The organism is Sodalis glossinidius str. 'morsitans', from assembly GCF_000010085.1.
GTDB lineage: Bacteria > Pseudomonadota > Gammaproteobacteria > Enterobacterales > Enterobacteriaceae > Sodalis > Sodalis glossinidius.
Map to the genome: position 1 here is coordinate 360,184 of NC_007712.1, position 26,684 is coordinate 386,867.

A 26,684-nucleotide genomic window follows, 5' to 3' on the forward strand; every position below is an offset into this window, starting at 1 on the left:
AATCGGCGGATTGCCGTGGCGTTAAGATCGAGATAATCCAGCACCCGCAGGCCGCTGGGTAGTGCGGTGATATTACAACCGCGCAATATAAGTGACCCGATAATGATCATGTTATTAGGTAATTGCTCAATACGGCTGGTGGTAATGTCTCACTCACTAATATCATGCCGCCGGTGCCAGAGAAAAATCAATATGCATGCTTTCAAGCAAGAAAAAAATCATTCATGGAGCCCCCTCCCTTAGGCGCAATGAATATGGCTAATTGAATCAACTGTAGCTTAACGGCTCCTGCCGTCAATGCCTGCGGCGCACGAAAAGGCGCAGTGATCTTACGGGTTAGTACGCTGTAGTGTACACCTTATGAAATTAAGTCTATTATTGCAAGTAATAACTGTCGGTGAACGGACAAATATCGCTTGGTTATTACGTTTTTAAATATAGGTAAAACATGTATTTATTATTATTTTTTATATTAATGAAATTTGATATTTTCAGTTTTTTAGCCTGTTGCTGATGAGACCCGGTCCCAGGACGCCCAGCATCAAAATACGTGGCAGGCGATGTAATGATGGGATGCTGCTTTTCATTAAGACTGATTCTGGGAAAATAGTTTTTAACTTAGCCGTTGCTATTTTATTAATATAAGTGCAATCACCCTATATTAAGCTGAAAATCAGCAGTAATAAGTATGCAGCATAATATAACAATTGTTTTTTTCTATTTTTGCATGCCGACCAGGGTCCAGGACGGATGAATAAAAAGTAATTAAAAGGAACAGTTATGTGGGTAACGTATGCATGCCGGTTGGCCATGATCTTGTCCTGGCGCTTACGACGGTCTGGCACGGTGCTACGAGCGACGGCGCCTTTCAGCCGTGGCGGGGCTTTGTTGAATAAATCAGAACTTGTGACTATGCCTCCCTAGCAGATCGATTGTTATGCGATCCGGATGCTGTTCGGCATTCCTAACAGCGTCATTTTGTTAAGCGCTTTGACCATCGCCATTGCCTCACCTACTTGCGCATCATAGTCACGCAGACTTAGATGATCGCCCATAAGCGTTTTGAACCGGAATATAGCTGTTTCAGCCACTGAGCGTCGATGATAGCCCACTTGCTTTTTCCAGACATCGTTACTGCCGCTTAGACGCTGATTCACAACGGCGTAGTTACGCTCATGGTATCGGTCTGGCCAATATTGCGCCCCACCTCGTGGAGGAATAAGAGGCCTTATTTTCTTCCTCAGCAGAGCATCATGACAGAGCGGGTATCGTAAGCGCCATCAGCCGACGCTTCCCTGATTTTCCGCAGGGTCTGGTTTATCAGAGCTGGTAGGGCCTGAGCATCCGTCGTACCGCTGATCGATAAGTCAGCACAGATAATCTCATGCGTTACACTGTCTGCGGCTATATGCAGCTTACGCCACACCCTCCGTCTGTCGGCACCATGCTGTCGGACTTTCCATTCGCCTTCGCCAAAGACCTTCAGGCCGGTTCCGTCAATGACTAGAGGTGAGATTTCACCACGGGTCGGCGTTTTTATGCTGATCTTAACTGTCTTTGCTCGCTTGCTGATCAGCGAGTAGTCTGGGCATCTTAGCGGCAGTACCATCAGTTTAAAAATGGTGTCAACGAAGCCCTGTAAAGCCCTTAACGAAAGGCCAAACACGCGTTTCATCATCAGAACAGTGGTGATAGCTATATCTGCGTAGTGGAGCGGCCGGCCACGCCGTTCAGGCGTTGTTTTTTCCGTCCATGCAACAATTGCCGACTCATCCAGCCATATCGTTAGAGCCCCGCGCTGCTTGAGAGTTTTGTTGTAAGTGGCCAGTTGGTTATTTTAAACTTTTGCTTTGCCATGGAGTGCAGAAGTTGAAATGACGGTAGTGATCTGAGCAGACGATCACCTAAAAGTTATATTTATTCAACAAAGCCCCGTGGCGGCGAACCAGGTACCGTCAGGAGCAAGGTAAGCTATGTCGATTGATCGGTCGCCCGAGAAAGAGGAAAACCTCAGCCCGCGGTGGCGCATCAGTATACGTCGGAGCGTTAAGGCGACAGTCTATCTAGCCTATATAGCGCTCTCGGCGCTCGGCGGCTGGTGTTTTTGGCGTGAGCACCTGCACGGCGAGACGTTCTGGCTCAGTTGCCTGCTGGTTGCCGCCGTGGTCGCCGGGATATTTTATGCTCTGAGCCGTATCGGCGTTCGTTGCGATACGCTCTATTTCAGCACCCAGGATTGCGAGCGGGTGCAGAGACTGCGCGATGAGATCGAGCGCGGACAGCGCTATGGTCTGCTTGTCACCCACTGTGCGGCAAGCTGCCTGGACCAAGATGGCCAGCGTCTGGCGGCCGGCATCCTTCCCCCCGTTGGTCGATATCATTCTGAAATACTCGCCGGCAGAAGGTGTACGCCGGAGAGGGATCATCATGGGCAGATAACGCCATCGGGCTGGCTCGCGGGCCGTTTCACCTGGCTTGCACAGCAGCTGGGGCCTGCTCTTGGCGCTTTACCGCCTGCTATGTCCTGTTACCTTGCAATGCGGTGTGACGGCGGCCTGACAGCGGAAGAAGAGCAGCAATTACTGTTGCAAACCGGCGCCGTTTTTAACCGGCAATTTAGCCTTTTGTCCGCGGTTGGGCTGCTGGCGCTGGATGATTGGCTTGATGATACGGCACGCGCCCCGAGCGCATTGGTGGTCATTACAGTACAGCGGGCGATATCACCGGCCTGCGCGTTGAACGACAAAGGCACCGGCTCGAGGGCATTATCGAGTCGATGGTAGGGTTGGTGATGATTAGCGAATGTTGCCCGTCACTGTTGGTGCTGGCGCGGATCCATCGGCCTCAGCTAGAGCCGGCCTCGGCCTGTAGCAGAGCGTTATCGTGAGCATTGCTATGGGCGTGGTTGGAACCAAAAGCGGTGCGGCATGCTTGGCTGACGGGCAGCGGGCCGGTCGCCGCCGCGACCGAGCAGGCGCTACGTTTGTCACCTCAGACGCTGATTCATCATCTCGACGATGTCCTTGGCCCGACGGGAATCGCCACGCCTTGGTTGTCGCTGGCTGCCGCGGCCGAGCAATGTCAAGAGGACGGGGCGGCGCAACTTATCATCTGCCATGAGGCGGCACGACGGATCTGGATAGGCGGCGTAACGCCGCCTTGGACTATCGTTTGCCAGCCAGATGAAGCATGAAGAATTTAGCACGCTGCATGCGCTCCTATACGAGCGCCCCGCGATCCTGGACTGATAGCTGGCCATCTCATGACCAAAACGATAATCGCAGTTTATTGATCCGATGGCATTGGCGCATGGTAAAGTGAGAAACACCGCTAAGGTATGACCTTACCTGACGATTGATTATTATGGCGCACAAAAAGAGAGTGAGATAAATAGCGTGGTAGATCACTACTACCTTTTAAATAGGACACGTTGGTCGACTTGGATTTGAAAAAGAAATAATAATATTGCCTTGTGACTACATGGTCATAGGGGTGGGGTTAACAGCGAGATGATGAATTTAAAAATAACTATCAGTCCACATAATTACCCCCAATAATGCCGACGTGAGTTTATTCCAGCTCTTCAATGTGTTTGCAATCTCGTCTGGCTTAAGGCATCAGGCGAACGGTCCTAACCTGGCTCTCTTCGAGGTCATTATGAATAAAAACCTAAACATGAAAACTACGACGCCCACGGCAGGTGGTATTGCGTTAGCCACTCCGGTTAAGCACGTAAGAGCGCAACAAAAAGGGGGCTACCCTTTTTACCGCGGGCGTCAGGCAGAAACAAACGGGCGGCGGCGCTCTTTATTCATCCTTCCGTGGTCCAGCAACGGCGTAATATTCTTCATTGGCTGATATAAAAGGGAGAAATATCCTCTGAGATCACATTAAAAGATGAAGGTATGGTGATATTGGCAATAAAAGCTTTGGCTTTTATTAAGCGCAATCCGGTTAATAAAGCGTTGTTGTACCGTGAGCTGGAAAAACCAACCATTGGTATGGCGGCGGCGACAATCAGCCTTCACCGGTTAGCCAACAAGAGACCGCCATTCGTTTTTGGATGACTCAACTTATATTAGGTGATACATGGAAGCGCTGGATTGCCAATAATCTTATTCCCGAACAGGGTGGCCGGGATCTCACTGTACGCCGATGGCGGGAAATAATGTATGACCGGTTGCTGGATAAAGTGGAATATGACGGCTCACCGCGGCGGGGCGAGGTGAATCAACTATGGCAATTTGTCGTGCTGGAGCATTGCCCTCTCTTGAAGCATCATGATGAAGCCACCAGCGCCCTGCGGGTCGACAGTTATAGTTGGCACGATCTACACGCTGGGACGCTTTTTCTGCATTATGCCAGCCGCCATTACGCAATTCAGAAGGATACAAACTTCGCGAAGGATATGGGTAATATTTTTTATATTCTGTGCCGCGTAACGGGCCAGTACGGTTACTTTTTCAGACTGCCGTCGATCGTGCATGCGGCTTTCAATACTCCCCGGACGCAAGGAGAATCGGTAAAAAAACGGCCTCACCCGCTCCATGACTATTTTGCCGCTCGCGACGCCCATCTCGCGGCCCATGATCTGGTGGGGGCGTTTCAGGACGCGATCGGTCAATGGCGGACGCGACGCCAGTTGGCGCAAGCGATCCTGGAAAAGCATTATCCCCATCTTTCGCCGGATGAACACGCGGAGCCACTGCAACGCTATCTCTACCCGTACGCCAACCTCACTGTCCGCCGATCGCCTGACACCCCTCCTGTGCCGCACCCTAGTCTGCAAGACTTCCCCCCCTTGATGAGGCGTACCGGCCACGGAGATGGTGGGCCAAAGCTATCTGGCGCAGGCGCGCTGGTTATGTGCCGCGGGCTGGCATGCCTTGTCTGACGATGAGCAGGCTTTTCTCCGTCAGGCGACGATACATCTCGTACAATTGGGATTCCTGCTGCCATCGCAGCATCGTCCAGAAGGGAGCAGGTCTGAGCATGTTTATCGGCAGAAGGAAAATGTCGACATCTTCACGGCAGTGTGGGCCGATGAGGAGCGGCGCTATGCTACCGTGAATGCGTATGACGGATACAGTGTGAAGCGGATCGATAGCATAGAGGACCATCTAGAAGAGTTAGTAGAGGGCGTTTCACAGGCGCAGGTCGAAATCCGTGTTTCGCCTGTTTTGCAGATGAAAAGCCAGGAGCAAAACTTGACCGCGTTCTTTGAGGCTATCGCGCAACGGCATCAGCAAATGTTTACCAGCCGGCTTGGGGAGTATGAAAAATTAACGGTGCCCAATACGACGTTGTATCAGACATTGGTGTCAAAAATGGCGTTTACCACTGGCGTTAAGGATAATCCTGCGGCGCTAGGGACACACGTAAACTTCGGATGCTGCCTAAATAGGCATTTACTAGTGGTGGTGATGGCGAATATGGCGGCATCGGCCAAAAATGACGCCGAGCGTTCGGTCATTGACGCGGTCATCACCGGTATCCGGTCGGATTTACTGCTCGCCAAAAAAGGGGAGGATGTGCTGTGTATCCCGCTGCCCCACGAGACGAACAGCGGGCAGCCAGCCGCTCCGCGGCATCGCAACACACGTGCGCTAGACGTTGAATGTCGGCTTAATCCGGATGTAGAAAGCATTTACGCGCTGTCAAAAGCCGCGGTGGCCCATATTGTGGCAATAGGGTATGCCGCGAGTGAATGTCTTTACGATAATGGTGGGACGGTGGCGAAACTGGACGATCGGCCTTTTCTGGACCTGTTGCCGGATGCGCCGGTCTCGGATCTCGTCGCCCTGAGCGGACAATTTAAATTGACGCTCCCCTTCCAACGCATTTGTCCGCACGGTGTTTACGTAAAAACGCTGCCGGAGATGGGGGTGCTCTATGGCCCTCAATTTATGCTTCAGCAGCGTCAGAAAACCCGTATTGGACTCATTGAAAAGATACCAGGCCAGTTGGACGTTTATTTTATGTTTCCCTCCACCTTGAGCGGCGCAAAGGTGATGCGTTTGGCCCATATCGCACTGGATCTGGCCGGCATCGCTACCGACGATATTCCACCGCTGCGGCGCTTTGTATCGCTGCGTTCGACGATGCACCTCAGATATATCAGTGAAAAGAAAATTTGTGCAATGCTTAATCGCAATCTGGGTATTGGACAATATTTTGTGGCGTCACATGACGATCTCAAACAAAGTCAGAAGGCCACCGCGGCGTATCCGACGAGCTATTTACACTTAAATAAGCAGCGTTTTACGACGAAAACCGACGAGGCCCGCGAGACAGTGCTGGCGCTCAAGCAATTATTTACAGAGGTTGACTTTTTGCCGCATGATCCGAAGAAATCCTTATCCCAGGCGCCAGCCCTTCCCTCTACCTGCTCCATTTATCATTATCTTCTCGATGCTCTGGGATTAACCCCTACACAGGACAAAATTATTCAGTTCGCGGCGCGCTGGCTGTGTTATTACACCGAACGTATTGAGGAGGAATTCGCGGCCACACCGCTTGCCGAAAAAGTGTTGTTTGTTTCCCACAAAGCTTATCGTGCGTACAATAAAAACAAGCCTTCCCTGATGGGGTTTACCTTTCGCAACGATAAAAATCGGCAGCTCTTTCTTTTGGCCGATAGCTTTGATGATGATATTCCGGTTTTGCCTAGAATGCATTTATTGCACGAAGCCAAACAACGCCCCGCTAGCATAAACTATCTGCATGCACCCATCAGCACCTATAACGGACAGCTAAACGAATGTGTGGAAATCTATGAAGACAGAGAGGATATACGCGATCTGAATTTGGTTTATTACGACTCCTATATGCATTTCATCAATCGTTACCGGCGGGCGTTACTCAACCCTGGCACGGCACAGGATGAGACGGACAAGGCGGTGCGGCAACGCCAGAATAATGCCGTCAGGGAGATGAGTAAAGCGGCATTTATCAAGCAAGTGTGGCGGGATGATATGCTCAGGGTCAACGTGTTGCTGGACAATGCCGATATGATGGCGAAGGTTATCGAGGATGTGGGAAGAGGAATGCGTTACATTCCCGATGGGCAGACGCGAAGCCCTGGCGCTCGCCTGTCGCAGCTGCCGCGTAAACTCTATGCTTTAATCATTGCTTCCGGCCGTCGCCACAAACCGGCAAGACGAACTCCTGTATTCCCGGGCATTGCAGCAGTGCGATAACGCAACATGTCAGCTCCGGCGGCGGGGCGTGACGTACCCTAACGCAGCGGCCAGAGGGGCCCGTAGCGGAAAACAGCGGCGGGTCGCAAATCTCAGGACGTTTCCCGCTGCCAGCGTAATTTCTTGCCAAAGCCCAGCGTATTGTCGGTCATTTTTACCTCCAGTAGATCCAGTTGCCAGAGCGGGTAGGGCATTGCTTTGGCCAGCGGGAAGCGATGATAGTAGTGACCACGCGCCTGCCGTTCGGCCTCGCCCTCCAGACAGGTGATAACGCCGCGGTACTGCACACCTTTGATAAGCACCACCGTTTTCGGATGGGGTGCAATGGTTCCCGCTACCCGCGCGTTTTGCCGCATCAGTTCGCCGTGGCGGGTTTGTGTCGAGGTTAGCAGCCATAGCGCCATCGCCGGCGGGTGAAACACATAAAAGCAATTGGCGCACCAGAGATCGTCCATGTTGCCGGCGCACAACGTCAGTACGTGCTGTTTGTTGATAAAGAGGCAAATGGCCTCCAATTGATCATCCATTGCGGTTGAACTCCGGATTGTGATAGCTCCCGCCGCCGAACGTCGGCGGTCTATTTCGCGCTTGCCGCTTAATTCTGCGGCCCAGATCGTGCATCAAGGCCGGGCCGGTGGCGAGCGCGCTGACGCCGGCGCGCCATTGTCGGCCGAAAAGACTACTGCTTTCGGCGTAGGACGCAACGTTACGTTTCCGGGCGACTATCGCCGGCCTGCGGCCTGCGGCCTGACGCTCCGCGGACAGAGTGCACCGTCCACCGCCAGGGGGCCGATAAGGGTTTAGCATCAACAGTAAGGACAGTATGTATCACATTATGATCATTATTGACAAGATTATAATTTCTTTAGTTACCCCTCTACCTCGCACCTTTGTCGCCTGCACTTTGCAGAACGGCGTCCGGCGCAACGCCGGCCGTGGCGTGGCACGGTGGCCGCGGATGATGACGCTTGGAACGGTGACTTTAGTGCTGGGTCTCACCGGCTGCGGCAGCCAGAAAGGGAAGCCAGACGGCAGCGCCAGACCGGAGGCGGTGAAGGCGCAGATCCTGCGCCAGATCCCTACGAGCGCGCGCGATAGGCCGGGTTGGGCCACCGATATCGCCACCGCGCTGTCGTCCCAGGCGATTTCCCCCAGCACGGAAAATATCTGTTCCGTCCTGGCGGTCATCGGCCAGGAGTCTAATTTTAACGCCGATCCCACCGTGCCTGATTTGGCGAACATCGCCCGACGCGAAATCGATCGCCGCGCCAGGGCACTCCTCCATATCCCGGCGTGTGGCGCACGCAGCGTTATTGTTTCCCTCATCCGACGGTCGTCGTTACAGCGGCTGTTCGGCAACCTGAATCCAGTTCATACCGGCGGGCCCATGCAGGTTAGCATTGCCTTTGCGCAGGCCCACGCCGAACAACACTATCCCTATCCCATGTCGGTCGCTGTGTCAGGAGGTCTTCACCCGCCGCGGAGGGATCTATTTTGGCGTCGCACATCTGCTCGGCTATTCGGCCGGTTATTCCCAGCCTCTCTACCGCTTCGCCGATTACAATGCCGGCTGGTATGCCAGCTGCAACGCCGCTTTTCAAAGCGCGGTGAGCCGCATCACAGGCAAAACGTTGGCTCTCGATGGCGATGTGATCAATTACGCTGCCGACAATCCCGGGCAGACAGAGCAGGCGTTGCTTTCGGTTCGACAAGCGCTGGGATTGAGCGCTGCGGCAGTCCACCGCATGCTTCAGCAGGGTGAGCAAGAAAGCTTTGAGCGAACGGCCCTCTATCGGCAGGTTTACGCCTTGGCGGAGCGTGGCGGTAAACGCTTACCGCGTGAAAGGCTGCCCGGCATCAAACTGGAAAGCCCGAAGATCACGTGCGAACTGACTACCTTCAGTGCCGCTACGTTTGAGTAGGGGGGGCAACGGCCCCCACTTTTCGGTTTGTTCTGTATGGGCTGTCTGCCCCGTGTGCCGGGATAAAACGCCTTTACGGCCAGATTGGCGGTGAAATTGAGCGGAAAACACCGCATCTGGCTACCTTGGCGGAACGCTCAGCCCGCTGGCGGCCCAGGCGTCTTAACCAGAGATGCATAGGTGCTATTACCCATGGACGCCAAACAACGCGGCATCTCCTTTTTAAACACCTTCCACGCACCTGCGCAAGTACCGGACCCGATGCAGATCTGACGGTGTGTTCCCGCCTAAGCCAGAGAGAGCCGACGGCAAAGTCCCTCGCAAGGCGTCGCCAAAAAAGTCCGATGGGGTAATGAGATACCCGCCGTCGTTATTTTCGGTCAGTCTTTTACAGTAAAAACTTTTCTATCGCTAATGTGTTTTGCCGATGCTGATTCGATTAGACGGTTGGGGGAAGGAGTGAACATATTTCACTCGCCGCCGGCGAGTCGGCCTGTTTTAGTATATTAATAATTAATTTAATTATTATTAATATATTTATCACGGACATATTACGAAAATATCAGCAATATTAATCAAATAGCGCCAGAGAGGGAGACGGGGAGAATCGAGCGATGAGCAATCAATTGGCGGATAACTCGCCGCCTTCCTCGCAAAGAGAGGGGGAAACGTCCGCAACCACTCAGTCGACCCTGCCGTTAGCGCAAGAGCGGCTCGACGTGGCAAAACGGCAGGTGGTACAGGGCCGTGTAACGATTACGCGTAGGACGACCGAGCGTGAGGAAGCCATTAAAGTGTGGCTGAAACACGAAAATGTCGAGATACATCGTGTCGTCAAAGGGACACCGCTGGAGACCCATCCCGCTATCCGTGAGGAAGGGGACATCATGATTATTCCGGTGGTGAATGAACATGTTGAAGTCGTGCGTACATTGGTTTTACGGGAAGAGATCCATATTCGCAAAGTGACGACCGCCGTCCCGTATCAGGAGAGTGTGACGTTGCGTAGTCAAGATATTACCTTGGAAAAACAGCGGGATAATGAATGACCGTAACCTTTACCCCATTAACGAGGTAGCAATCATGGCACACGAAAAAATCGTAACGTTGTTCGATACCTTCGAACTAGCTAAAGATGCCCGGCGAGAACTGGAGGCGGCCGGTTTTGCTAATCACGATATCAGCATTATCTCCGGCAGAGGATCTGCAATCGGAAGGGAAAGCGATTCGTCATCCCAGCCTGTGGCAGCGCCTGTTCGGTATCGACGTCGATAAAGAAAATGAGCAACTTTATACGCAGGCGCTGGATACCGGCGGTGTCATTCTGACTTTGTGCACCAAAGAAGGTGACGTGCCGCAGGCGCTTACTATTCTGGATGCGAGCGGTGCAGCGGCAGGTGCCGGCGCGGACTATGCAGGCGACACCGGCTATGGCCGCGATGTCGCAGGGTACAGCACGTCAGCTGCGCCTCTTGGCGTACCGCAGGCGGGTGCTGCTGCTCCTGACTATGAAGATGAAGCGCTTTTGCCCGTCAGCCGCGGGGTAGTATCGATGTCGCGCGTGATGGCTCGCCGGCGTATGGCGTAGGCGAGGATGAAACACACCGTACCGCGCGCACCGTTATGTGGTGGATGAGGATGTAGAGGCTGAGGTAGCGCTGCATGAGCAACATGCCAATATCTTCCGACGCGCCAGGGACGAGGCTGCTTATCTGGATGAGGTTGATTGGTCCGATAAAACTATCGAAGTCACTGAAACCCGCGAAGAGCCGGTAATAATAAAACCGCCGGTATCGTGGAGGACTAGTGGTGCGCACCGACGGTTCCGATCGGGTTGCGCGGTGATGACCCGCTATCGGCAGAGGATGAGGATCCGCTGTTGATTGACAAAGACCGTCTTGCCGGCGATGAGCGTAACGGCGCCATCGATCCACTGCGGGATCTCAAACGGAAATAGCGTTGACCGTGGATTGTCCGCACCACGGCAACGTCGACACGGCATCTACTGCGCCGCTGATACCTTAATCCGCGCAGAGTGACCTTGCCGCAAAGCCGAGCGGGGGTGATAACGTCGGGGTGGCAGCCGTTGCGGTTGCCCCGTATCTCAGTTCCCGGCACTGGGCAATGTCACCGGCTCCCCTGCTTCTCCGCTTGCGGGAAGGTAGTGCCGTTGTGGCAAGAGGCGCAGTAGTAATACCTTTACCTGCGGCGGGGCCTGGTTCCAATGACGGACGGCATTGACGAAATGTGATGGTCCTCATGATTTGACAAATTTGTAGCTCCACAGGGCCCCTCTACATTCCCTTGCCGACCGGCGGGTCAACACTGCGGCCTCCTCCCCCCGTTGGATTGCTTTCTTAACGTCGGCGCGGTAAAACGTGAGGTAAACGCGTAACATTTTCCCAACATTTCTTTAATGGAGTGGCGCTCATGACAGTTAAGCAGCAGAAAATGTATATCGACGGGCAATTCGTCAGCCATCAGGGCGACAAGTGGATTGACGTGCTGAACCCTGCGACCGAAGAGGTTATCGCCCGCGAGCAGGCGCTGACAGACATCATCATCGCTAAAGGCGGTAAGACCCGCGCACTGGCCAATACCGAGGTGTTATTCACCGCTGATTATCTGGATTATATGGCGGAGTGGGCGCGGCGCTATGAAGGGGAAATCGTACAAAGCGACAGGCGGGACGAAAATATCTTTGTCTTCAAAAAAGCCATCGGCGTGACTACCGGTATCCTGCCGTGGCTCCGTCGTAGGCAATGAACTGGCCTCCAACCCGAAAGTCGGCATGGTAAGCCTGACCGGCAGCGTGTCGGCGGGGGAACAGACGATGGCCGCCGCGGCGAAAAATATTATCAAGGTGTCGCTGGAACTGGGCAGTAAGGCGCCGGCTATCGTCATGGCCATGCGAATTTGGATCTGGCGGTAAAGGTCATTGTGGACTCGCGGGTGATTAACACCGGGCAGGTGCGTAACTGCGCCGAGCGGGTGTATGTGCAGGAGAGTATCAAAGACGCGTTTATCAGCCGGTTAACCCAGGCGTTCAAGCAAGTGACTTTCGGCAACCACGCCGAACAGGACGGGGGCTGGATATGGGCCCGCTCATTGATGAAGTCTCCCTGAAGGGCGTGCAGGAAAAGGTAGACCGCGCGGTTTCCCAGGGCGCAACGCTTTTGACCGGTGGTAAACGTGCTGAAGGTAAGGGTTTCTTTTTCCAACCGACCCTTATATCTCGATCATTGTACTCAGGGTATTATGCTCCCCGACTGATCATCGGGAAGTCGTGGGTGAGATGGAACCCTCCCTCGGGCTTCGAGCCTGTCCAATAGATTCATCCCCCACGACTTATCTCCCGCCTTCAAGACTGGACGGTATCCTGTGCCTGGAGCACGTATCTATAAGGAAGGTCATGGCGGTTTCCTGATTCACCCAGAAGGAGATAGCACGTGCAAATTCTCACCCCTGTCGGCATTGATGTTGCTTCCCAGAAATTTGACGTTGCAGTCTGGAAAGGTAAAGCAGCCTACAAATCCAAAGCCTTTTCTAACACGCCTAAGGGTTTCGATGCGCTGAAAAAATGGCTTGAGCCGTTCGGTGACTGCCATATATGCATGGAAGCAACAGGTGCTTACAGTGAGCCATTGTCTACTTTCCTGGCTGATGCAGGTTACGCTGTAAGCGTGGAAAATCCAGCACGCATAAAATCATTCGGCTGCAGTGAACTGAGTCGTAACAAGACAGATAAAGGCGATGCACGCATGATCGCGCGTTATTGTAAGCTGCATGCTCCCGTGTTGTGGCAACCGTTGCCGCTGAATGAAAGAAAGCTGAAAGCGTTGGTCAACCGGCTAATAAATCTGCAGGAAATGAAGCAGATGGAAGAAAATCGCCTGGAAACAGCCCCCCTCGTTAGTACAGGTTTCCATCTGCGCGGTCATCGCTGCGCTGGATACCCAAATAGCAGAGATAAAACAGGCGATGGACAATCATATAGGCAACGATCCAAGTCTTAAGCAAAACAGGGAACCGTTGGAATCGATCCCTGGGATAGCTGGCGTGTTGAGTAGCATGATATTGGGCTATTTTGGTGATATGTCACGGTTCGATAGCAGCAAAGCTGTCGTGGCTTGGGCTGGTCTGAATCCGATGTTGCAGGAGTCTGGGCTGTGGAAAGGTAAAAGTCGGATATCAAAGGTGGGCAACGCCATGATACGTAAAGCCCTGTATATGCCGGCCCTGACGGCAATGCGCTATAACCCAGCAATAATAGCGCTGAAAGAGCATATGAATGCACGTAATAAATCAGGGAAAGTTGTCGTGTGTGCGGCAATGAAGAAACTATTGCAACAAGCTTACGGAGTGCTGAAATCAGGGCAGGTGTTCGATGCTGGAATATGTCTTGCAAGATAACTGGCAAGACGGTACTATTAGTAGACGTGCGTCGTGAGATAGACATCATGCATGAAGAAACCTTTGGCCCTGTATTGCCGGTGACCACCTTCTCGTCACTCGATGAGGCGGTAAAAATGGCCAACGATTGCGAATTCGGTCTCACGTCGTCGATTTATACCACCAATCTTAATACCGCTATGACGGCCATTAAAAAGCTGAAGTTCGGCGAAACCTACATCAACAGAGAAAACTTTGAGGCGATGCAGGGTTTTCGCGCCGGCTGGCGCAAATCGGGGATTGGCGCCGACGCCTGCCCTGGGCTGGAAGAATATTTACAAACGTTCCACATCGCGGCGTCAGACCTTTTTGCTCGCCATGGCGGGTGATGGCGTGCAGCGATCCTTTTGTGCGGCGGCAAAGCAGGTAGAGAGCGGCGACAACCTATACCGCGGTGAGCGCATACAGACCCCCCGTGGTACTGCCGGTCTTTTGCTCCAGGTAACCGAATACGGCAGGGGCAAAAAAACCGCCCAAATTACCGATCGAATTGATGAGTGCAATCCCAGGAGCAACAATACTGACCGGCAATGAGCCTTGCGGCAACGGCCAGAAGAACGTGGCGCTGGTTTTGGAGCCAATACAGGCGATGCACATGGCAACAAAGGCAAACCAGGGATTGCCCAGGGTTGCCAGGAAAGTGCCGAGCGTTGCGACCAACATCGCCAGCACCAGCGCTTTATCCAGCATATGGCGGAAACGGTCGCTGATTTTGCCCACCAGATTGATGGCGATAATGGCGCAAAGCCAGGGGATCGCGGTCAGCAGGACCGATACCAAATTCGCTAAAGCCCCGGATATGGTGAATAATCTGCGGTAATCAAAAGACCAGCGTATAGCCGGTCATCGTCATGGTGAAGAAAATCACGCAGTAAAACAGCATTTGGCGATAAAAGAGCAGAGCCATGCGTGAGGGCGTGCTCGCCTGCAAACGGCTTCGCGTGGCTTCCTCTTCCGCCAGCACCCGATGAGGGCATCGCGTTCATGCGCGCTTAGCCAACGGGCCTGCCGCGGTGAAGACACCAGAATAAATGAAGCAATAACGCCATATCATTGCAGTTGCACGGCCCCGATAAGCATTGGGGATCCATTGGCGGAAATAGAATAATATCCTGGGGAAAAAACCGGCTTCGGCCACGCCCAACAGAAAACGTAAAATATAGAATTGAACCGGAGAGGTAATAAAACCGGTACAAAACACCACTAACCCCCAGGTAATTATAATGCGGGTGAGCCAGATACGGGCACCGTAGCGTGCCATGAACATATTGCTCGGCACCTCAAATAACGCATAGCCAACAAAAAACAGGCCGGCGCCCAAGCCAAAGGCTGCCGCGCTGACGCCGGCATCCGCTGCGAGCTGGGCTTTGATAAAGCCGATATTGAAACGATCGATCTGATTAACAATAAGCATAATAATCAGCATCGGTATAATGCGTATAAAAAACTGCGGCATGCCTGATGGATAAGTTCGGGTTCGACAGTGGATGCGACGGCTGAATGGCTACTCATGACTGACCTCGTATCGGATAGCTTGAGTCAGTCATGAGTCTTGTCCGTCCCATGACGCAGGGCTATATTACATTTGCCCAAGGTTGGTTGATAAAAACCTGCAGGCCGTAGCGAATGCGGCTTTTTATGTTTCTAGTCAAGTAGTTGCCGATTAGTCATTTTCCTGACGAAGGACTGTGACTATCAGGATGTTATGTGCAAATATTGGACAACTGTCACACATTATGCCCGTCGCGCTTTCGTATCGTCTGGCGTTAACGGCGTAACAACGCTACCGGCGCTAATAGCGCCAACAGCGCTATGAGGCTATGGCCAATGCGACATAAGATTACTAACGTTCAGAAACGATAGCCGACACCGACCAGCAGTGAGTTTAGTGTTAGGGTTTGCTCGCCATGGTTGAAGCGGCTGGCTTCATAACCCAGGTCGATGACCATATTACCGGGTTGATTTGTACGCCTGCGCCATAGGCGAGTGAGGTTTTTTTAGCTCAGAGCGGCTATAGTTTGTCGCCGGCGCATCGCCGGTCTTGAAAGTTGATTTTCTGAAATGAGATGAATAATCATCGTAATTAATACCGATAACGCCATAAACAGAGACGTAGTCATTGAAACGCCAGACGGGCCCTGCCGTGAGCGAAAACCCGCTGTAGCTATAGCGTAAATCATTTTGAACTTTATTGGCGACGGCCCAGCTACTGGAGGCGTTGGCGGTCATATAGCTCAGCGAGCCTATGGGGCCGAGTGGTTCGCCCCATTCATAGCGATATTTGATATTAAACCCGTCCAGCCGGTCATCGTTCGACCTTCTGCCATGGGTATCGTTTGTCATATTACTGAGCTGGTAACCGACGCTGAGATTATGGTTATCGGCCAACGCTTTGACGGGTAGCAATAGGGAAAAGACGATAATAGAGAACGGTGTTTTCATAAATGAATCCCTTATGAAAAATTCCTTTTTAAATTAGGCGCCGACAGATGACTAGGGTAGCGAATGGCTAATTTATTTTACAAGATTAAGGTAAATATCGATTAAATATCGAAGATGGCTGCTGGGAGAAATTAAATAAAAACGATACAGCCTATAAGCGGCAAAGCTCGTCTCTTAAAAAAGATATTATTACCTTGTACTGGAATTAAAATCATAACCAAGTTCAAGGCCAAAATAAGAAACTGAATAAGAATGGGGGGGTGAACTAAAAATAGTGTGTCAATATGAAAAAGGCGTAGACTTGATGCAACGCCCAACACCTAAAGTGCCGAGCTCAAAGCGAAGGCATCAGTCTTCGTCGAAACCCGCGTTAAATAGCTCAATCACCGCCGCCAGCGCCGCGACCTCGTCTGGCCCGGTGGCCTCGACCTCGATCATCCGCCCTTTGGCAGAATCCAACATCAGCAATCCGATAACGCTGCTGGCCTCCGCCTCGGTACCGCTGTCGTTACGCAGCATCACTTCGGCATCGAAGCTTTGTACCAGTTCAAACAGCTTCATTGCCGGCCGGGCATGCATACCCAGACGGTTTTTAATCTCTACCGTTTGTTTGACCGTCATGATTTGCTCTTTTCCAGAGTGCGGTGGCGGGACTGGGCATTCTTGCCGCGAGAGCGAAAATAGTCCGCCAGCTGTTCGGCTATATACACCGAACGGTGTTTGCCGCCGGTGCAGCCTACCGCCACCGTGAGATAACTGCGGTTATTGGTTTCAAGCATCGGTAGCCACAGCTCCAGATAGCTGCGGGTTTGATAGATAAAATTATGGACTTCGGTATGGCGATCCAAAAACGCCGCCACGGGGCGATCCAGGCCGGTCATCGGTCTGAGCTTGGGATCCCAGTGCGGATTGGGCAGAAAACGCACGTCGAACACGTAGTCGGCGTCGATGGGGATGCCGTGCTTGTAGCCGAAGGATTCAAACACCATGGTCAGTTCCCGCTCGCGCTTGCCTAGCATGCGGGTACGCAGCATTTCGGCCAGTTCATGCACCGACATCTCCGAGGTGTCGATCACCAGATCGGCGCGTGAACGCAGAGGCTCAAGCAGCGAGTCCTCTTCATCAATGGCGCTTTCCAGCGATAGGTTGAGGGCGGAGAGCGGATGCAGCCGGCGGGTGTCGCTATAGCGGCGGATGAGGGTATTGCGATCGGCGTCCAGAAACAGCAACTGCGGGGCAAAGGCCTGCGGCAGGTTATCCATGGCCTGTTCAAAAATCTCCGGCGATTCGGGCATATTGCGTACGTCAATGCTCACCGCAGCGGAGATATTGCTCGCCGCCAGCGCGCTGGCCAACTGAGGCAGCAACACCACCGGCAGGTTATCAACGCAGTAAAAGCCCATGTCCTCCAGCGCGCGCAGCGCAACGGATTTACCTGAACCTGATCGACCGCTGACTATCATCAGCACCATGACGATACACCCCTCTGCCTTGCTTATTCATCCCCTGGCGATGCGGCCATGCTTCGCCCAACCTATCCTGCTTTCAGGACGGCGCCGCGGCGTCAGTCGCCGTCTTCCGTTTCGGTCATGATTTGATACAGCTCCTCATCGCTTTGCGCGGCGCGCAAACGGCGGCAGACGGTTTTATCCGCCAACCGCTTGGCCACAAGCGAAAGGGTGTGCAAATGGACTTTGCACTGCTCTGCCGGCACCAGCAGCGCGAACAGCAGGTCCACTGGCTGATTATCGATGGCATCAAACGCGATGGGTTGTTCGAGCTGGATAAAGACCCCGACCGCGCGCAGCGTGTCTTCTTCCAGCTTACCATGCGGAATGGCGATGCCGTTGCCGATACCGGTACTGCCCATGCGCTCGCGCGTCAATACGGCGTCAAACACCACTTGCGGCGCCAGGTTAAGTTGTTTCGCCGCCAGTTCGCTGATAATTTCCAGCGCTCTTTTCTTGCTCTGGCAGTGGACGTCGCTACGGGTACATTCAATGTTTAACACTGAATCGATTTGCATTGCTGTATCGTTAGTCATTTCGGGTCACTTAGGCGCTGGTTAACCTTTAAGACTCATCGGCCCGTTACCGTAGGGATAACGAGCCGATGTGAGGTTTAGGTAGCGTTGTCGGCTACGGTTAAATTAATATTGTTTCAGCTTCTCTTTATGCTTGTTCAACTGCCGCGTGAGCTTATCGATTAATAAATCGATGGCGGCGTACATATCATCCGCTTCCGCAGTCGCGTGCAGCTCACCACCGTTGAGATGCACCGTCGCTTCGGCAATCTTCTGAACTTTCTCGACCTTCAGGACAATATAGACCTGATTGATGCGATCGAAGAACTGTTCCAGCTTCGAGAATTTAGTTGTTACAAATTCCCGTAAGGCGTCGGTGATGTCAACATGTTGTCCGGTAATGTTCAGCTGCATAGTGTCTTCCTTCTCTGTAGAGGTCAAACCAATTGTTTTCGCTGGTTCGACGGCGGTATGGATAAAGACTCTCGGTACTTCGCTACGGTACGCCGCGCCACCATGATACCCTGCTCGGAAAGCAAGTCGGTGAGCTTACTGTCGCTAAGCGGCTTTGCCGGGTTTTCCGCGGCGATTAATTTTTTCACCAGCGCGCGGATAGCCGTGGAGGACGCTTCGCCTCCCCCTTCGGTATTGACGTAGCTGGAGAAAAAATATTTCAATTCAAAGATGCCGCGTGGACTTTGCAGATATTTCTGCATGGTGATGCGCGAAATCGTAGACTCGTGCATATCCACCGCCTGGGCGATATCCGCCAGCACCATTGGCCGCATAAACTCTTCCCCCTGTTCAAAGAACGCCATCTGCCGCTCGACAATGCAGTGAGTCACCTTCAGCAGCGTTTCATTGCGGCTTTCCAGGCTTTTAATCAGCCAGCGCGCCTCCTGCAAATGGCTGCGGATAAACTGACCGTCCGCATCGTTGCGGGTGTTGCTGCCCAGGGCCGCGTACTGCTGATTGATGCGCAGCGCGGGAATGCTGTCGGTATTGAGTTCCACCACCCAGTGGTTTTGCAGTTTGCGCACCAGCACGTCGGGAATCACATACTGCGACTCGCCGGTATTGATGGACTGCCCCGGACGCGGATCCAGCGACTGAATCAGCGCTATGGCCGGTTTCAGGACATCCTCTTTCAGCTTAGTCGAACGTAGCAGGGTGCGGAAATCATGGCTGCTCAGCAGACTGAGATAATCTCTGACGATGAGCCGCGCCTCATTGAGATAAGGCAGATCGGCCGCAAACTGCGAGAGCTGAATCATCAGGCAGTCGCGCAGATCCCGTGCCGCCACGCCGACCGGATCGAAGCGCTGGATGCGTTTTAGTACCGCTTCCACCTCGTCCAGGGTGACGTTTTCATCGCCGATGCTGTCGAGAATATCGTCCAGCGGCACCGTCAGATAGCCGGTGTCGTCCACGGCGTCGACGATGGAGGTGGCGATCGCTCTATCAGTATCGGAAAAGGGAGTAAGCTCCACCTGCCACATGAGGTAGTTTTGCAGGGTCTGGGTGGTTTCACCCTGATAGACGGGCAATTCTTCGTCGCGATAGTCGGTACCGGTGCCGGAGGGCGTCCCGGCGGAGTACATCTCGTCCCAGGTGGCGTCCAGCGGCAGCTCTTCCGGCATGTCCTTTTGTTCCATCGCTTCGCGGGTGTCGAGCGACTCGCTGTCGGGCGCGTTGTGCGCGTCGACCTCGTCATGCAAATCGGCCTGTTCAAGAAAGGGGTTACTTTCCAGCGCCGTCTGAATTTCCTGCTGGAGTTCAAGCGTGGACAATTGCAACAGACGGATGGCCTGTTGCAACTGCGGGGTCATGGCTAACTGCTGACTCAGCCTGAGTTGTAAACCTTGCTTCATAAAATGCGTCAACTATCCTCACGAACCACGGTGGTAACGCCACCTTATCAGAGGCGGAACTCTTCGCCCAGATAAACCCGTTTGACCTGCTCGTCGAGCATGACGTCGGCCGGGGAGCCGTGGGCGATGAGCTTGCCCTGGCTGACGATATAGGCTCGTTCGCACACGTCGAGCGTCTCTCGCACGTTGTGGTCGGTGATGAGCACGCCAAGGCCGCTGTCGCGCAAATGTTCGATGATTTTTTTGATATCGATGACGGAAATCGGATCGACTCCGGCAAAAGGTTCGTCAAGCAGGATGAATTTGGGGTTGGCGGCGAGCGCCCGCGCGATCTCTACCCGGCGTCGTTCACCGCCGGACAGCGACTGGCCGAGGTTGTTGCGCAAATGACTGATATGGAACTCTTCCATCAGCTCTTTCGCGCGGTCGTTACGCTGTTCACGGGTGAGATCCTGGCGAATTTGCAGCACCGCCATCAGATTGTCGAACACGCTCAGGCGGCGGAAGATCGAGGCCTCCTGCGGCAGATAGCCGATTCCGCGGCGGGCGCGGGTATGCAGCGGCAGGAGGCTGATATCGTCATCATCAATGACAATCCGGCCGGCGTCGCGGGGGATGATGCCCACCACCATATAAAACGTGGTGGTTTTGCCCGCCCCGTTAGGCCCCAGCAATCCCACAATCTCGCCAGAGCTTACCTTCAGGCTGACGTCTTCCACCACGCGGCGCTCTTTATAGGCTTTAGCCAAATTTTCTGCGATTAATGTTGCCATGGATCCTATACCCGATTATTTCGCCGGCGCTTTGGCGCCGCTTTTATCCTGCAGCTGCGCCGGTACCAGCACGGTGGTGACCTGTTTGCCTTTATCGCTGAACACCTCCATCCGCTGTTTCTTGACCAAATAGGTAATGCGATCGCCTTTCACGTTGCTGTCCAACTGCTCCAGATAGGCATTGCCCGTCAGAATCACCAGATCGTTGGTGGTTTCGTAACGCACCTTCTGCGAATGACCGCGCACCGGCTTGCCGTCGTCCTGCAGTTGATAGAAAGTGACTGGATTACCGTAGCTTTCCACGACTTCGTTACCGTCCTTTCCGTCGGGGCGGGTGATGACGACCTTGTCGGCGCGAATGTCGATTGAACCGCGCTTGACCACGACCTCACCGGTGAAGGTCACGGTATTGGTCGCCATATCTACCGCCTGCTGCGCGGAGTCGATATGAATCGGCTGCTGATTGTCGCTGGCCAGCGCCAGCGCCTGCGCGCTGGCCAGCATTAAGCCGCCGGCCAGAAGCAGGCTAGGGCGTACGTTGTGAATTCTGGATTTCATAAGAGGTCTTAACCTTTTCAATCAACTCGGCGGTCTTGTTGCGCAGATTGCCGCGCATCTTCATGCCGGTGGAGTTAAAGCCGGTACCATATAAGGTTACCTCATCATCCGAGGAGACGTCCTGCGTGACCAGGTTAACCACCGCGTTATCTGTTGTTATGCGTTTAAGCTGCGAGGCATCGGTTAGGCTGTCCACCTGAACGTGGCCATACAGGTAAAGCATCCTGTCCTGGGTCAGCTTGGCCTTATCGGCCTTCACCGTCCAGGTCGGCACTTTGCTCTCATCGAACGTGGTGGCGACCGGCCGGGTGAACCAGGTGATATGTTGATCGGCGAAATGATCCACATGATCGGCCACCAGCTTGTAATTGAGCCCCCCTGCCGGGTTATACACCACGGTTGTGGTATATTCACTTTGATAGGTGGGCTCGCCGGCGTTCACCGGCGTCTGGGCCGGCGCCGTGTCGGTGTCCGCCAAATTCCAGCCGATAAGCACTAATACCAATAATCCCAGCAGCGCCGTGGTCCAACGCGTTGTCTTGCTCATAACGACTGCCCTTTGGCATCCTCCAGCTTTCCCTGCGCCAGCAGCAGCAGGTCGCAGACTTCCCGCACCGCGCCGCGGCCGCCGGCGATGCGGGTAACATAATCGGCCCTGGGCCGCAATAGCGGGTGCGCATCCGCCACCGCCACGCTCAGGCCGACCTGGTCCATGACCGGGGCATCAATCAGGTCGTCGCCCACGTAGGCGACCTGTTCCGCCGTTAACTTCAGTTTACTCAGAAGCGCTCTAAAGGCCAAAGTCTTATCCGATTGCCCCTGGTAAATATGCGTAATGCCTAGCGTGGTGCAACGGTCCTCCAGCAGCCTGGCGGAGCGGCCGGTAATAATAGCGACCTCAATGCCCGATGTCAGCAGGCAGCGAATGCCGTAGCCATCGCGGACATTAAACGTTTTGAGTTCTTCACCGTGATTGCCCATATAAATCAGACCGTCGGACATGACGCCATCTACATCGCAAATCAGCAGACGAATAGTCCGGGCGCTTTCCAGCACCTGCTGCGCTACCGGTCCGTAGCATGTCTCGACGGTGGGGGTCTCTTGCATGACGTTATTCCTTGTTATATCACGCCGGCGCGTAGCATATCATGCATATGCACTACGCCTAACAGATGGTCGTCCTGCGCCACCATTAGCGAAGTAATGTTGCGCGCCTGTATGAGATTCAGCGCTTCCACCGCCAGCGTATCGGGCGCGACGCGTACGCCCCCCGGCGTCATGACATCGGCGATACGCGCCTCTTTGAGGTCAATGCCCATATCAAACACCCGCCGCAGATCGCCATCGGTAAAAATCCCGACAATGACATTTTGTGCATCGCAAATCACCGTCATGCCCAGGTTTTTGCGGGTAATCTCCAGCAGCGCGTCGCGCAGCGAGGCCGTGCGGGCGGTCAGCGGCATTTCGTCGCCGCTGTGCATGATATCGCTTACGCGCAGCAGCAGTTTGCGTCCTAATGCGCCGCCGGGATGGGACAAGGCGAAATCCTCGGCGGTAAAGCCCCGTGCCCGCAGGAGCGCCACCGCCAGCGCGTCGCCCATGACCAGCGCGGCGGTGGTGCTGGCGGTCGGCGCCAGGCCCAGCGGGCAGGCTTCTTCCGGCACATGCACGCACAAATGGATTTCCGCCGCTTTCCCCATAGTACTTTCCGGTTTGCCGGTCAGGCAGATGAGGGGGATGTGCAGACGTTTAAGCACGGGAATCAGCGCCAGGATCTCGTGGGATTCGCCGGAATTCGACAGCGCGATAACGATATCCTGCGGCGACACCATACCCAGGTCACCATGGCTGGCCTCGCCGGGATGGACGAAAAACGCCGGCGTGCCGGTACTGGCGAAAGTGGCGGCCAGCTTGCGGCCGATATGGCCGGATTTGCCCATGCCCATCACCACCACTTTGCCGGCACAGCGAAACAGCGCTTCGCAGGCGCGGCGGAAATCGTCGTTAATATATTGATCCAGCTGCGCCAGACCCGCTCGCTCAATAGCGAGAACTTCCTTGCCGGCGGCGATAAAATCAAAGGCCGGCGCTAATGTATTCTGCGACATAAAACATATCCTGAGTAAGGCCCCCGACAGGCGATTTATCCGGCGCCGTTTGCGCAGGCACAGGGCGGCGAGGATAACGCTCGCCGCCAGCATGACCCAATAATCGCGGGCAAAGGCATCGGGATTGAACGGGCTGGGAGAGAGCAGCGCGGGAACGCCCAGCACAATAACACTATTGAAGATATTGGAGCCAATAACATTCCCCAGGGCAATATCATTTTCTCCCTTGAGCGCCCCGGCGACAAGCGTTGTCAGCTCCGGCAGGCTGGTGCCGATCGCCAGCACGCTGGCATTATCAATCACCATCCGTGCCGAGATAGGCATAATAATAAACGCCAGCACCAGCCACAGGACGGCGACGGTATTATTGCTGTCCTGCGGCAGCTCCGCCAGCTGTTCGCGGGTCAGCGTATCGCTGCCCTCGCGCAGCGCCAGCCGGGAGATAGTCACGATTATCAGCAGGTAGCCCGCCGCCGCCAGTAACAGAACGCCGTCCAGCCTGCCCAGACTGTGGTCCGCCATCAGCAAGCCGCACAACAGGGTAATGAGCAGCAACAGCGGCAACTCGCGCCGCACGATATCGGAGCGGAAGGTGACCGGGCGGATAAGCGCCGCGCCGCCGACAATCAGCATAATGTTGGTAATGTTGGAACCCAAGATATTGCCGACCGCCATATCGATCTGATGGTTAAGGGCGGCGGTAACCGATACCAGTAATTCCGGCAGCGAGGTGCCGAAGGAGACGATTGTGCAGCCGATGAGCCAGGGCGCAACGCCGAGCGAGCAGCTTAACACGGCCGCACTATAGACCAATCTGTCCGCGCCATAAACCAATAGAATGAGGCCAATAATGAATAATGACGTGGCAAAAAGCATGATAAATCCTTGGCTTGAGCAAAAACCTGTTCCGTTGACGCATCATAGCCCTAAAAGGAAGACCAAAGGTGGACAATAAACGCAAACTGGCATTAGTTTTGACCATCTAACGGCTAAAAGTAAAACGCGGCGATGAAGTTATCCGCGGCAACGGGCCTGATTGGTCGAGAAAAGTTCGATGAATTGGTCTGCTTGCTTTACTATCATCACTGCAGACCGTGAGTGCGTGAAGAAAAGGACAGTAAAATATGAACCAGAGCGATAACCTGGTCGAGATTCGCGGATTGAGCTTTCGTCGGGGCGATCGCGTTATTTTCGATAATATCAGTATGCAGTTTCCGCGCGGCAAAGTGACGGCGATCATAGGGCCGTCGGGCATCGGTAAAACGACGCTGCTGCGCCTTATCGGCGGGCAATTGCCGCCGGACAGTGGCGAAATTTGGGTAGACGGTGACAATATACCCACTCTGTCGCGCCGTCGACTCTATGAGGTGCGTAAGAAAATCAGCATGCTATTCCAGTCCGGTGCGCTGTTTACCGACAATACCGTCTTCGAGAATGTGGCGTTTCCGCTGCGTCGGCATACCCGTTTACCGGAGCCGGTGCTGCGCAGCACGGTACTGATGAAACTTGAAGCGGTGGGATTGCGCGGGGCGGCATCGTTGATGCCGGCAGAGCTGTCGGGCGGTATGGCGCGCCGTGCGGCGCTGGCCCGCGCCATCGCGCTGGATCCTGAGCTGATTATGTTCGATGAGCCGTTTGTGGGACAAGATCCGATCACCATGGGGGTGCTGGTCAAGCTTATCGACGAGCTAAATCATGCGCTCGGCGTTACCTGTATCGTCGTGTCCCACGACGTGCCGGAGGTCTTGAGCATTACCGATTACGCCTATATCGTTGCCGAGCAGCACGTCGTGGCGGAAGGGACGCCGGCCAGCCTGCGTGACAACCAGGATCCGCGGGTGAGGCAATTTCTCGACGGTATCGCCGATGGGCCTGTTCCGTTTAACGTTCCCGCCGATGATTATCAGACCCAACTATTGGGCGCAGGGAGTTAACCTCAGTCATGGTACGAGAAGCAATCGCGTCTTTCGGACGCCGGGGGATCAACATTTGCCACGGTTTTGGCCGGGCCGGTGTCATGCTGTTCAACGCGCTGATAGGCAAACCGGCGCTGCGCGAACAATGGCCACTGCTGGTCAAAAAACTTTACGGCGTTGGCGTATTATCGCTGGTGATTATTATGGTGTCTGGCCTGTTTATCGGTATGGTACTGGGATTACAGGGCTACATCATTCTCACCACCTACAGCGCGGAGTCCAGCCTGGGAATGCTGGTCGCGCTATCGCTACTGCGCGAGCTGGGGCCGGTGGTGACCGCGTTGCTGTTTGCCGGCCGGGCGGGTTCTGCGCTTACCGCCGAAATAGGCTTGATGAAGGCTACCGAGCAGCTTTCCAGTCTGGAGATGATGGCGGTGGACCCGCTGCGCCGGGTGGTGGCGCCGCGTTTTTGGGCCGGCGTTATCAGTATGCCGCTGCTGACGGCGATTTTCGTTGCGGTCGGCATCTGGGGCGGCGCAGTGGTCGGCGTTGAATGGAAAGGAATTGACAGCGGCTTCTTCTGGTCCGCAATGCAGGGCGCCGTGGACTGGAGGCAAGATTTGGTAAACTGTGTCATCAAGAGTGTGGTTTTCGCTATCACCGTCACCTGGATTGCGCTGTTTAATGGTTACGACGCGATCCCGACCTCCGAGGGGATCAGCCGCGCAACCACCCGCACGGTGGTCCACGCTTCGCTGGCGGTGTTGGGATTGGATTTTGTGCTGACGGCACTGATGTTTGGGAACTGAGTGAATGCAAACCAAAAAAAGTGAAATCTGGGTCGGCGCGTTTATGATTATCGCCCTCTGCGCCATCGTGTTTCTTTGTCTGAAGGTGGCGGATATCCGTTCGGTGAGTAATGCGGCAACTTATCGAATCAGCGCTTCTTTCGACAATATCGGCGGTCTTAAAGTGCGATCGCCGGTGCGGGTCGGAGGGGTCGTTATCGGCCGGGTCGCGGATATTACCCTCGATCCTAAAACCTATACGCCGAAAGTCACCATAGACATCGAACAGACCTATAATCATATACCCGATACCAGTTCGCTGGCGATCCGTACCTCGGGCCTGTTGGGTGAACAGTACCTGGCGCTGAATATTGGTTTCGATGACCCGGAAATGGGCACCTCGATACTGAAAGACGGCGGTGTTATCCAGGATACCAAATCGGCTATCGTGCTGGAGGACCTGATTGGTCAGTTCCTCTATAAGAGCGGCAGCGGCGGCAATGGAACCGGCGCGGGCCAGAGCCGTGGCAACGGCGGTGCGGCCGGACAGTAGGAGGGTCTCCGCGGCCGGAAAGGCGTTAGCGCCGACCGTCGTCTTATTATTGATACCGGGCGATGCGCGTCTGTCTTCA

At 54.2% G+C, this 26,684-nt stretch carries 25 protein-coding genes and 7 pseudogenes; 17 read left to right on the forward strand and 15 right to left on the reverse strand.

Annotation, left to right across the window (positions count from 1 at the left end; translation table 11 throughout):
- Nucleotides 1-935: 935 nt before the first annotated feature.
- Nucleotides 936-1,857: pseudogene (locus SGP1_RS26335) on the reverse strand (IS5 family transposase).
- Nucleotides 1,858-1,973: 116 nt separating this feature from the next.
- Here SGP1_RS26335 and SGP1_RS01820 point away from each other — a divergent pair.
- From SGP1_RS01820 to SGP1_RS01840, 5 genes are all read left to right on the forward strand, one after another.
- Nucleotides 1,974-2,783: a hypothetical protein gene (locus SGP1_RS01820; protein ID WP_011410053.1), complete on the forward strand. Its 810-nt coding sequence runs from the start codon at nt 1,974-1,976 to the stop codon at nt 2,781-2,783.
- Nucleotides 2,784-2,920: 137 nt separating this feature from the next.
- Nucleotides 2,921-3,193 carry a hypothetical protein gene (locus SGP1_RS01825; protein WP_148203336.1) on the forward strand — a complete coding sequence of 91 codons (273 nt, stop codon included), beginning with the start codon at nt 2,921-2,923 and terminating at the stop codon, nt 3,191-3,193.
- 712 nt (nt 3,194-3,905) lie between these two features.
- Nucleotides 3,906-4,067: a hypothetical protein gene (locus SGP1_RS30530; RefSeq protein ID WP_158302309.1), complete on the forward strand. Its 162-nt coding sequence runs from the start codon at nt 3,906-3,908 to the stop codon at nt 4,065-4,067.
- Entirely contained in the window at nt 4,064-4,894 is an 831-nt protein-coding gene (locus SGP1_RS01835; RefSeq protein WP_011410054.1) for a hypothetical protein, read from the forward strand. The genes SGP1_RS30530 and SGP1_RS01835 overlap by 4 nt, the downstream gene beginning before the upstream one ends.
- Nucleotides 4,827-7,199, forward strand: coding sequence for a hypothetical protein (locus SGP1_RS01840; RefSeq protein WP_011410055.1), 2,373 nt, complete (start codon nt 4,827-4,829; stop codon nt 7,197-7,199). The genes SGP1_RS01835 and SGP1_RS01840 overlap by 68 nt, the downstream gene beginning before the upstream one ends.
- 92 nt (nt 7,200-7,291) lie before the next feature.
- Here SGP1_RS01840 and SGP1_RS01845 read toward each other — a convergent pair whose 3' ends face one another.
- On the reverse strand, nt 7,292-7,726 hold the full coding sequence (locus tag SGP1_RS01845) for a YhbP family protein (protein ID WP_011410056.1): 435 nt from the start codon (nt 7,724-7,726) through the stop codon (nt 7,292-7,294).
- Nucleotides 7,727-8,157: 431 nt separating this feature from the next.
- Between SGP1_RS01845 and SGP1_RS01850 the strand changes: the two are divergent.
- The 9 genes and pseudogenes from SGP1_RS01850 to SGP1_RS01875 form a co-directional block, all read left to right on the forward strand.
- A pseudogene (locus SGP1_RS01850) lies at nt 8,158-9,121 on the forward strand (DUF1615 family protein).
- A 614-nt stretch (nt 9,122-9,735) separates the two neighbouring features.
- The gene (locus SGP1_RS01855; RefSeq protein WP_083764639.1) at nt 9,736-10,170 is read left to right on the forward strand and encodes a YsnF/AvaK domain-containing protein; all 435 of its coding nucleotides are present in this window, start codon (nt 9,736-9,738) and stop codon (nt 10,168-10,170) included.
- Nucleotides 10,171-10,286: 116 nt separating this feature from the next.
- Nucleotides 10,287-10,709 carry a hypothetical protein gene (locus SGP1_RS01860; protein ID WP_041866545.1) on the forward strand — a complete coding sequence of 141 codons (423 nt, stop codon included), beginning with the start codon at nt 10,287-10,289 and terminating at the stop codon, nt 10,707-10,709.
- 34 nt (nt 10,710-10,743) lie between these two features.
- Nucleotides 10,744-11,004: pseudogene (locus SGP1_RS26340) on the forward strand (DUF2382 domain-containing protein); the annotation flags it as partial.
- Nucleotides 10,956-11,078 carry a hypothetical protein gene (locus SGP1_RS34880; RefSeq protein WP_279379476.1) on the forward strand — a complete coding sequence of 41 codons (123 nt, stop codon included), beginning with the start codon at nt 10,956-10,958 and terminating at the stop codon, nt 11,076-11,078. The pseudogene SGP1_RS26340 and the gene SGP1_RS34880, both read left to right, overlap by 49 nt.
- 473 nt (nt 11,079-11,551) lie before the next feature.
- Nucleotides 11,552-12,354 (forward strand): annotated as a pseudogene (locus tag SGP1_RS26345) (aldehyde dehydrogenase family protein); the annotation flags it as partial.
- Between the two features lie 216 nt (nt 12,355-12,570).
- Nucleotides 12,571-13,137 (forward strand): IS110 family transposase, encoded by a 567-nt coding sequence (locus SGP1_RS32430; RefSeq protein ID WP_243466145.1) that lies wholly within the window; start codon nt 12,571-12,573, stop codon nt 13,135-13,137.
- Nucleotides 13,103-13,534 (forward strand): transposase, encoded by a 432-nt coding sequence (locus tag SGP1_RS32435; RefSeq protein ID WP_243466146.1) that lies wholly within the window; start codon nt 13,103-13,105, stop codon nt 13,532-13,534. Before SGP1_RS32430 ends, SGP1_RS32435 begins: the two co-directional genes overlap by 35 nt.
- Before the next feature lie 14 nt (nt 13,535-13,548).
- Nucleotides 13,549-13,902, forward strand: a pseudogene (locus SGP1_RS01875) (aldehyde dehydrogenase family protein); the annotation flags it as partial.
- A 58-nt stretch (nt 13,903-13,960) separates the two neighbouring features.
- On the opposite strand, the pseudogene SGP1_RS35505 reads toward SGP1_RS01875, so the two are convergent.
- The 13 genes and pseudogenes from SGP1_RS35505 to SGP1_RS32460 form a co-directional block, all read right to left on the reverse strand.
- Nucleotides 13,961-15,029: pseudogene (locus tag SGP1_RS35505) on the reverse strand (MFS transporter); the annotation flags it as partial.
- 494 nt (nt 15,030-15,523) lie between these two features.
- A complete protein-coding gene (locus SGP1_RS01885) occupies nt 15,524-16,015 on the reverse strand; it encodes an Ail/Lom family outer membrane beta-barrel protein (RefSeq protein WP_011410058.1) in 492 nt (163 codons plus the stop codon).
- Nucleotides 16,016-16,363: 348 nt separating this feature from the next.
- Entirely contained in the window at nt 16,364-16,636 is a 273-nt protein-coding gene (npr, locus tag SGP1_RS01890) for a PTS phosphocarrier protein NPr (RefSeq protein WP_011410059.1), read from the reverse strand.
- Nucleotides 16,633-17,487 (reverse strand): RNase adapter RapZ, encoded by an 855-nt coding sequence (gene rapZ / locus SGP1_RS01895; RefSeq protein WP_011410060.1) that lies wholly within the window; start codon nt 17,485-17,487, stop codon nt 16,633-16,635. The genes npr and rapZ overlap by 4 nt, the downstream gene beginning before the upstream one ends.
- A 92-nt stretch (nt 17,488-17,579) precedes the next feature.
- Complete coding sequence (gene ptsN / locus SGP1_RS01900) at nt 17,580-18,059, reverse strand: PTS IIA-like nitrogen regulatory protein PtsN (protein WP_011410061.1); 480 nt, start codon at nt 18,057-18,059, stop codon at nt 17,580-17,582.
- A gap of 105 nt (nt 18,060-18,164) precedes the next feature.
- The gene (gene hpf / locus SGP1_RS01905) at nt 18,165-18,452 is read right to left on the reverse strand and encodes a ribosome hibernation promoting factor (RefSeq protein WP_011410062.1); all 288 of its coding nucleotides are present in this window, start codon (nt 18,450-18,452) and stop codon (nt 18,165-18,167) included.
- Nucleotides 18,453-18,475: 23 nt separating this feature from the next.
- Nucleotides 18,476-19,909: an RNA polymerase factor sigma-54 gene (gene rpoN, locus SGP1_RS01910; RefSeq protein ID WP_011410063.1), complete on the reverse strand. Its 1,434-nt coding sequence runs from the start codon at nt 19,907-19,909 to the stop codon at nt 18,476-18,478.
- A 47-nt stretch (nt 19,910-19,956) separates the two neighbouring features.
- A complete protein-coding gene (lptB, locus tag SGP1_RS01915; RefSeq protein WP_011410064.1) occupies nt 19,957-20,682 on the reverse strand; it encodes an LPS export ABC transporter ATP-binding protein in 726 nt (241 codons plus the stop codon).
- Nucleotides 20,683-20,697: 15 nt separating this feature from the next.
- A complete protein-coding gene (lptA, locus tag SGP1_RS01920) occupies nt 20,698-21,240 on the reverse strand; it encodes a lipopolysaccharide ABC transporter substrate-binding protein LptA (RefSeq protein ID WP_041866547.1) in 543 nt (180 codons plus the stop codon).
- On the reverse strand, nt 21,209-21,787 hold the full coding sequence (lptC, locus tag SGP1_RS01925) for an LPS export ABC transporter periplasmic protein LptC (RefSeq protein ID WP_011410066.1): 579 nt from the start codon (nt 21,785-21,787) through the stop codon (nt 21,209-21,211). Before lptC ends, lptA begins: the two co-directional genes overlap by 32 nt.
- Entirely contained in the window at nt 21,784-22,347 is a 564-nt protein-coding gene (gene kdsC / locus SGP1_RS01930; protein WP_011410067.1) for a 3-deoxy-manno-octulosonate-8-phosphatase KdsC, read from the reverse strand. The genes lptC and kdsC overlap by 4 nt, the downstream gene beginning before the upstream one ends.
- A gap of 14 nt (nt 22,348-22,361) precedes the next feature.
- On the reverse strand, nt 22,362-23,348 hold the full coding sequence (kdsD, locus tag SGP1_RS32455) for an arabinose-5-phosphate isomerase KdsD (RefSeq protein ID WP_011410068.1): 987 nt from the start codon (nt 23,346-23,348) through the stop codon (nt 22,362-22,364).
- Between the two features lie 57 nt (nt 23,349-23,405).
- Nucleotides 23,406-24,224, reverse strand: a pseudogene (locus tag SGP1_RS32460) (calcium/sodium antiporter); the annotation flags it as partial.
- A 248-nt stretch (nt 24,225-24,472) separates the two neighbouring features.
- Between SGP1_RS32460 and mlaF the strand changes: the two are divergent.
- Genes mlaF through mlaD form a run of 3 tightly spaced genes read left to right on the forward strand, consistent with a single transcriptional unit; the run spans nt 24,473 to nt 26,605 of the window.
- Nucleotides 24,473-25,282, forward strand: a complete 810-nt coding sequence (mlaF, locus tag SGP1_RS01940; protein WP_011410069.1) for a phospholipid ABC transporter ATP-binding protein MlaF — start codon at nt 24,473-24,475, stop codon at nt 25,280-25,282.
- A gap of 8 nt (nt 25,283-25,290) precedes the next feature.
- The gene (gene mlaE, locus SGP1_RS01945; RefSeq protein WP_011410070.1) at nt 25,291-26,073 is read left to right on the forward strand and encodes a lipid asymmetry maintenance ABC transporter permease subunit MlaE; all 783 of its coding nucleotides are present in this window, start codon (nt 25,291-25,293) and stop codon (nt 26,071-26,073) included.
- A 4-nt stretch (nt 26,074-26,077) separates the two neighbouring features.
- Nucleotides 26,078-26,605 (forward strand): outer membrane lipid asymmetry maintenance protein MlaD, encoded by a 528-nt coding sequence (gene mlaD / locus SGP1_RS01950; protein WP_011410071.1) that lies wholly within the window; start codon nt 26,078-26,080, stop codon nt 26,603-26,605.
- Nucleotides 26,606-26,684 lie beyond the last annotated feature (79 nt).

Coding starts and splice junctions, on each gene's coding strand:
- hpf (WP_011410062.1), bottom strand. CDS start 18,452: ATGCAGCTGAACATTACCGGACAACATGTTGACATCACCGACGCCTTA.
- lptC (WP_011410066.1), bottom strand. CDS start 21,787: ATGAGCAAGACAACGCGTTGGACCACGGCGCTGCTGGGATTATTGGTA.
- SGP1_RS01835 (WP_011410054.1), top strand. CDS start 4,064: ATGACTCAACTTATATTAGGTGATACATGGAAGCGCTGGATTGCCAAT.
- mlaD (WP_011410071.1), top strand. CDS start 26,078: ATGCAAACCAAAAAAAGTGAAATCTGGGTCGGCGCGTTTATGATTATC.
- rapZ (WP_011410060.1), bottom strand. CDS start 17,487: ATGGTGCTGATGATAGTCAGCGGTCGATCAGGTTCAGGTAAATCCGTT.
- ptsN (WP_011410061.1), bottom strand. CDS start 18,059: ATGACTAACGATACAGCAATGCAAATCGATTCAGTGTTAAACATTGAA.
- SGP1_RS30530 (WP_158302309.1), top strand. CDS start 3,906: ATGGTGATATTGGCAATAAAAGCTTTGGCTTTTATTAAGCGCAATCCG.
- npr (WP_011410059.1), bottom strand. CDS start 16,636: ATGACGGTCAAACAAACGGTAGAGATTAAAAACCGTCTGGGTATGCAT.
- SGP1_RS01845 (WP_011410056.1), bottom strand. CDS start 7,726: ATGGATGATCAATTGGAGGCCATTTGCCTCTTTATCAACAAACAGCAC.
- SGP1_RS01885 (WP_011410058.1), bottom strand. CDS start 16,015: ATGAAAACACCGTTCTCTATTATCGTCTTTTCCCTATTGCTACCCGTC.
- lptB (WP_011410064.1), bottom strand. CDS start 20,682: ATGGCAACATTAATCGCAGAAAATTTGGCTAAAGCCTATAAAGAGCGC.
- SGP1_RS01840 (WP_011410055.1), top strand. CDS start 4,827: ATGGTGGGCCAAAGCTATCTGGCGCAGGCGCGCTGGTTATGTGCCGCG.
- lptA (WP_041866547.1), bottom strand. CDS start 21,240: ATGAAATCCAGAATTCACAACGTACGCCCTAGCCTGCTTCTGGCCGGC.
- SGP1_RS01855 (WP_083764639.1), top strand. CDS start 9,736: ATGAGCAATCAATTGGCGGATAACTCGCCGCCTTCCTCGCAAAGAGAG.
- mlaE (WP_011410070.1), top strand. CDS start 25,291: ATGGTACGAGAAGCAATCGCGTCTTTCGGACGCCGGGGGATCAACATT.
- SGP1_RS01820 (WP_011410053.1), top strand. CDS start 1,974: ATGTCGATTGATCGGTCGCCCGAGAAAGAGGAAAACCTCAGCCCGCGG.
- SGP1_RS32435 (WP_243466146.1), top strand. CDS start 13,103: ATGGACAATCATATAGGCAACGATCCAAGTCTTAAGCAAAACAGGGAA.
- mlaF (WP_011410069.1), top strand. CDS start 24,473: ATGAACCAGAGCGATAACCTGGTCGAGATTCGCGGATTGAGCTTTCGT.
- kdsC (WP_011410067.1), bottom strand. CDS start 22,347: ATGCAAGAGACCCCCACCGTCGAGACATGCTACGGACCGGTAGCGCAG.
- kdsD (WP_011410068.1), bottom strand. CDS start 23,348: ATGTCGCAGAATACATTAGCGCCGGCCTTTGATTTTATCGCCGCCGGC.
- rpoN (WP_011410063.1), bottom strand. CDS start 19,909: ATGAAGCAAGGTTTACAACTCAGGCTGAGTCAGCAGTTAGCCATGACC.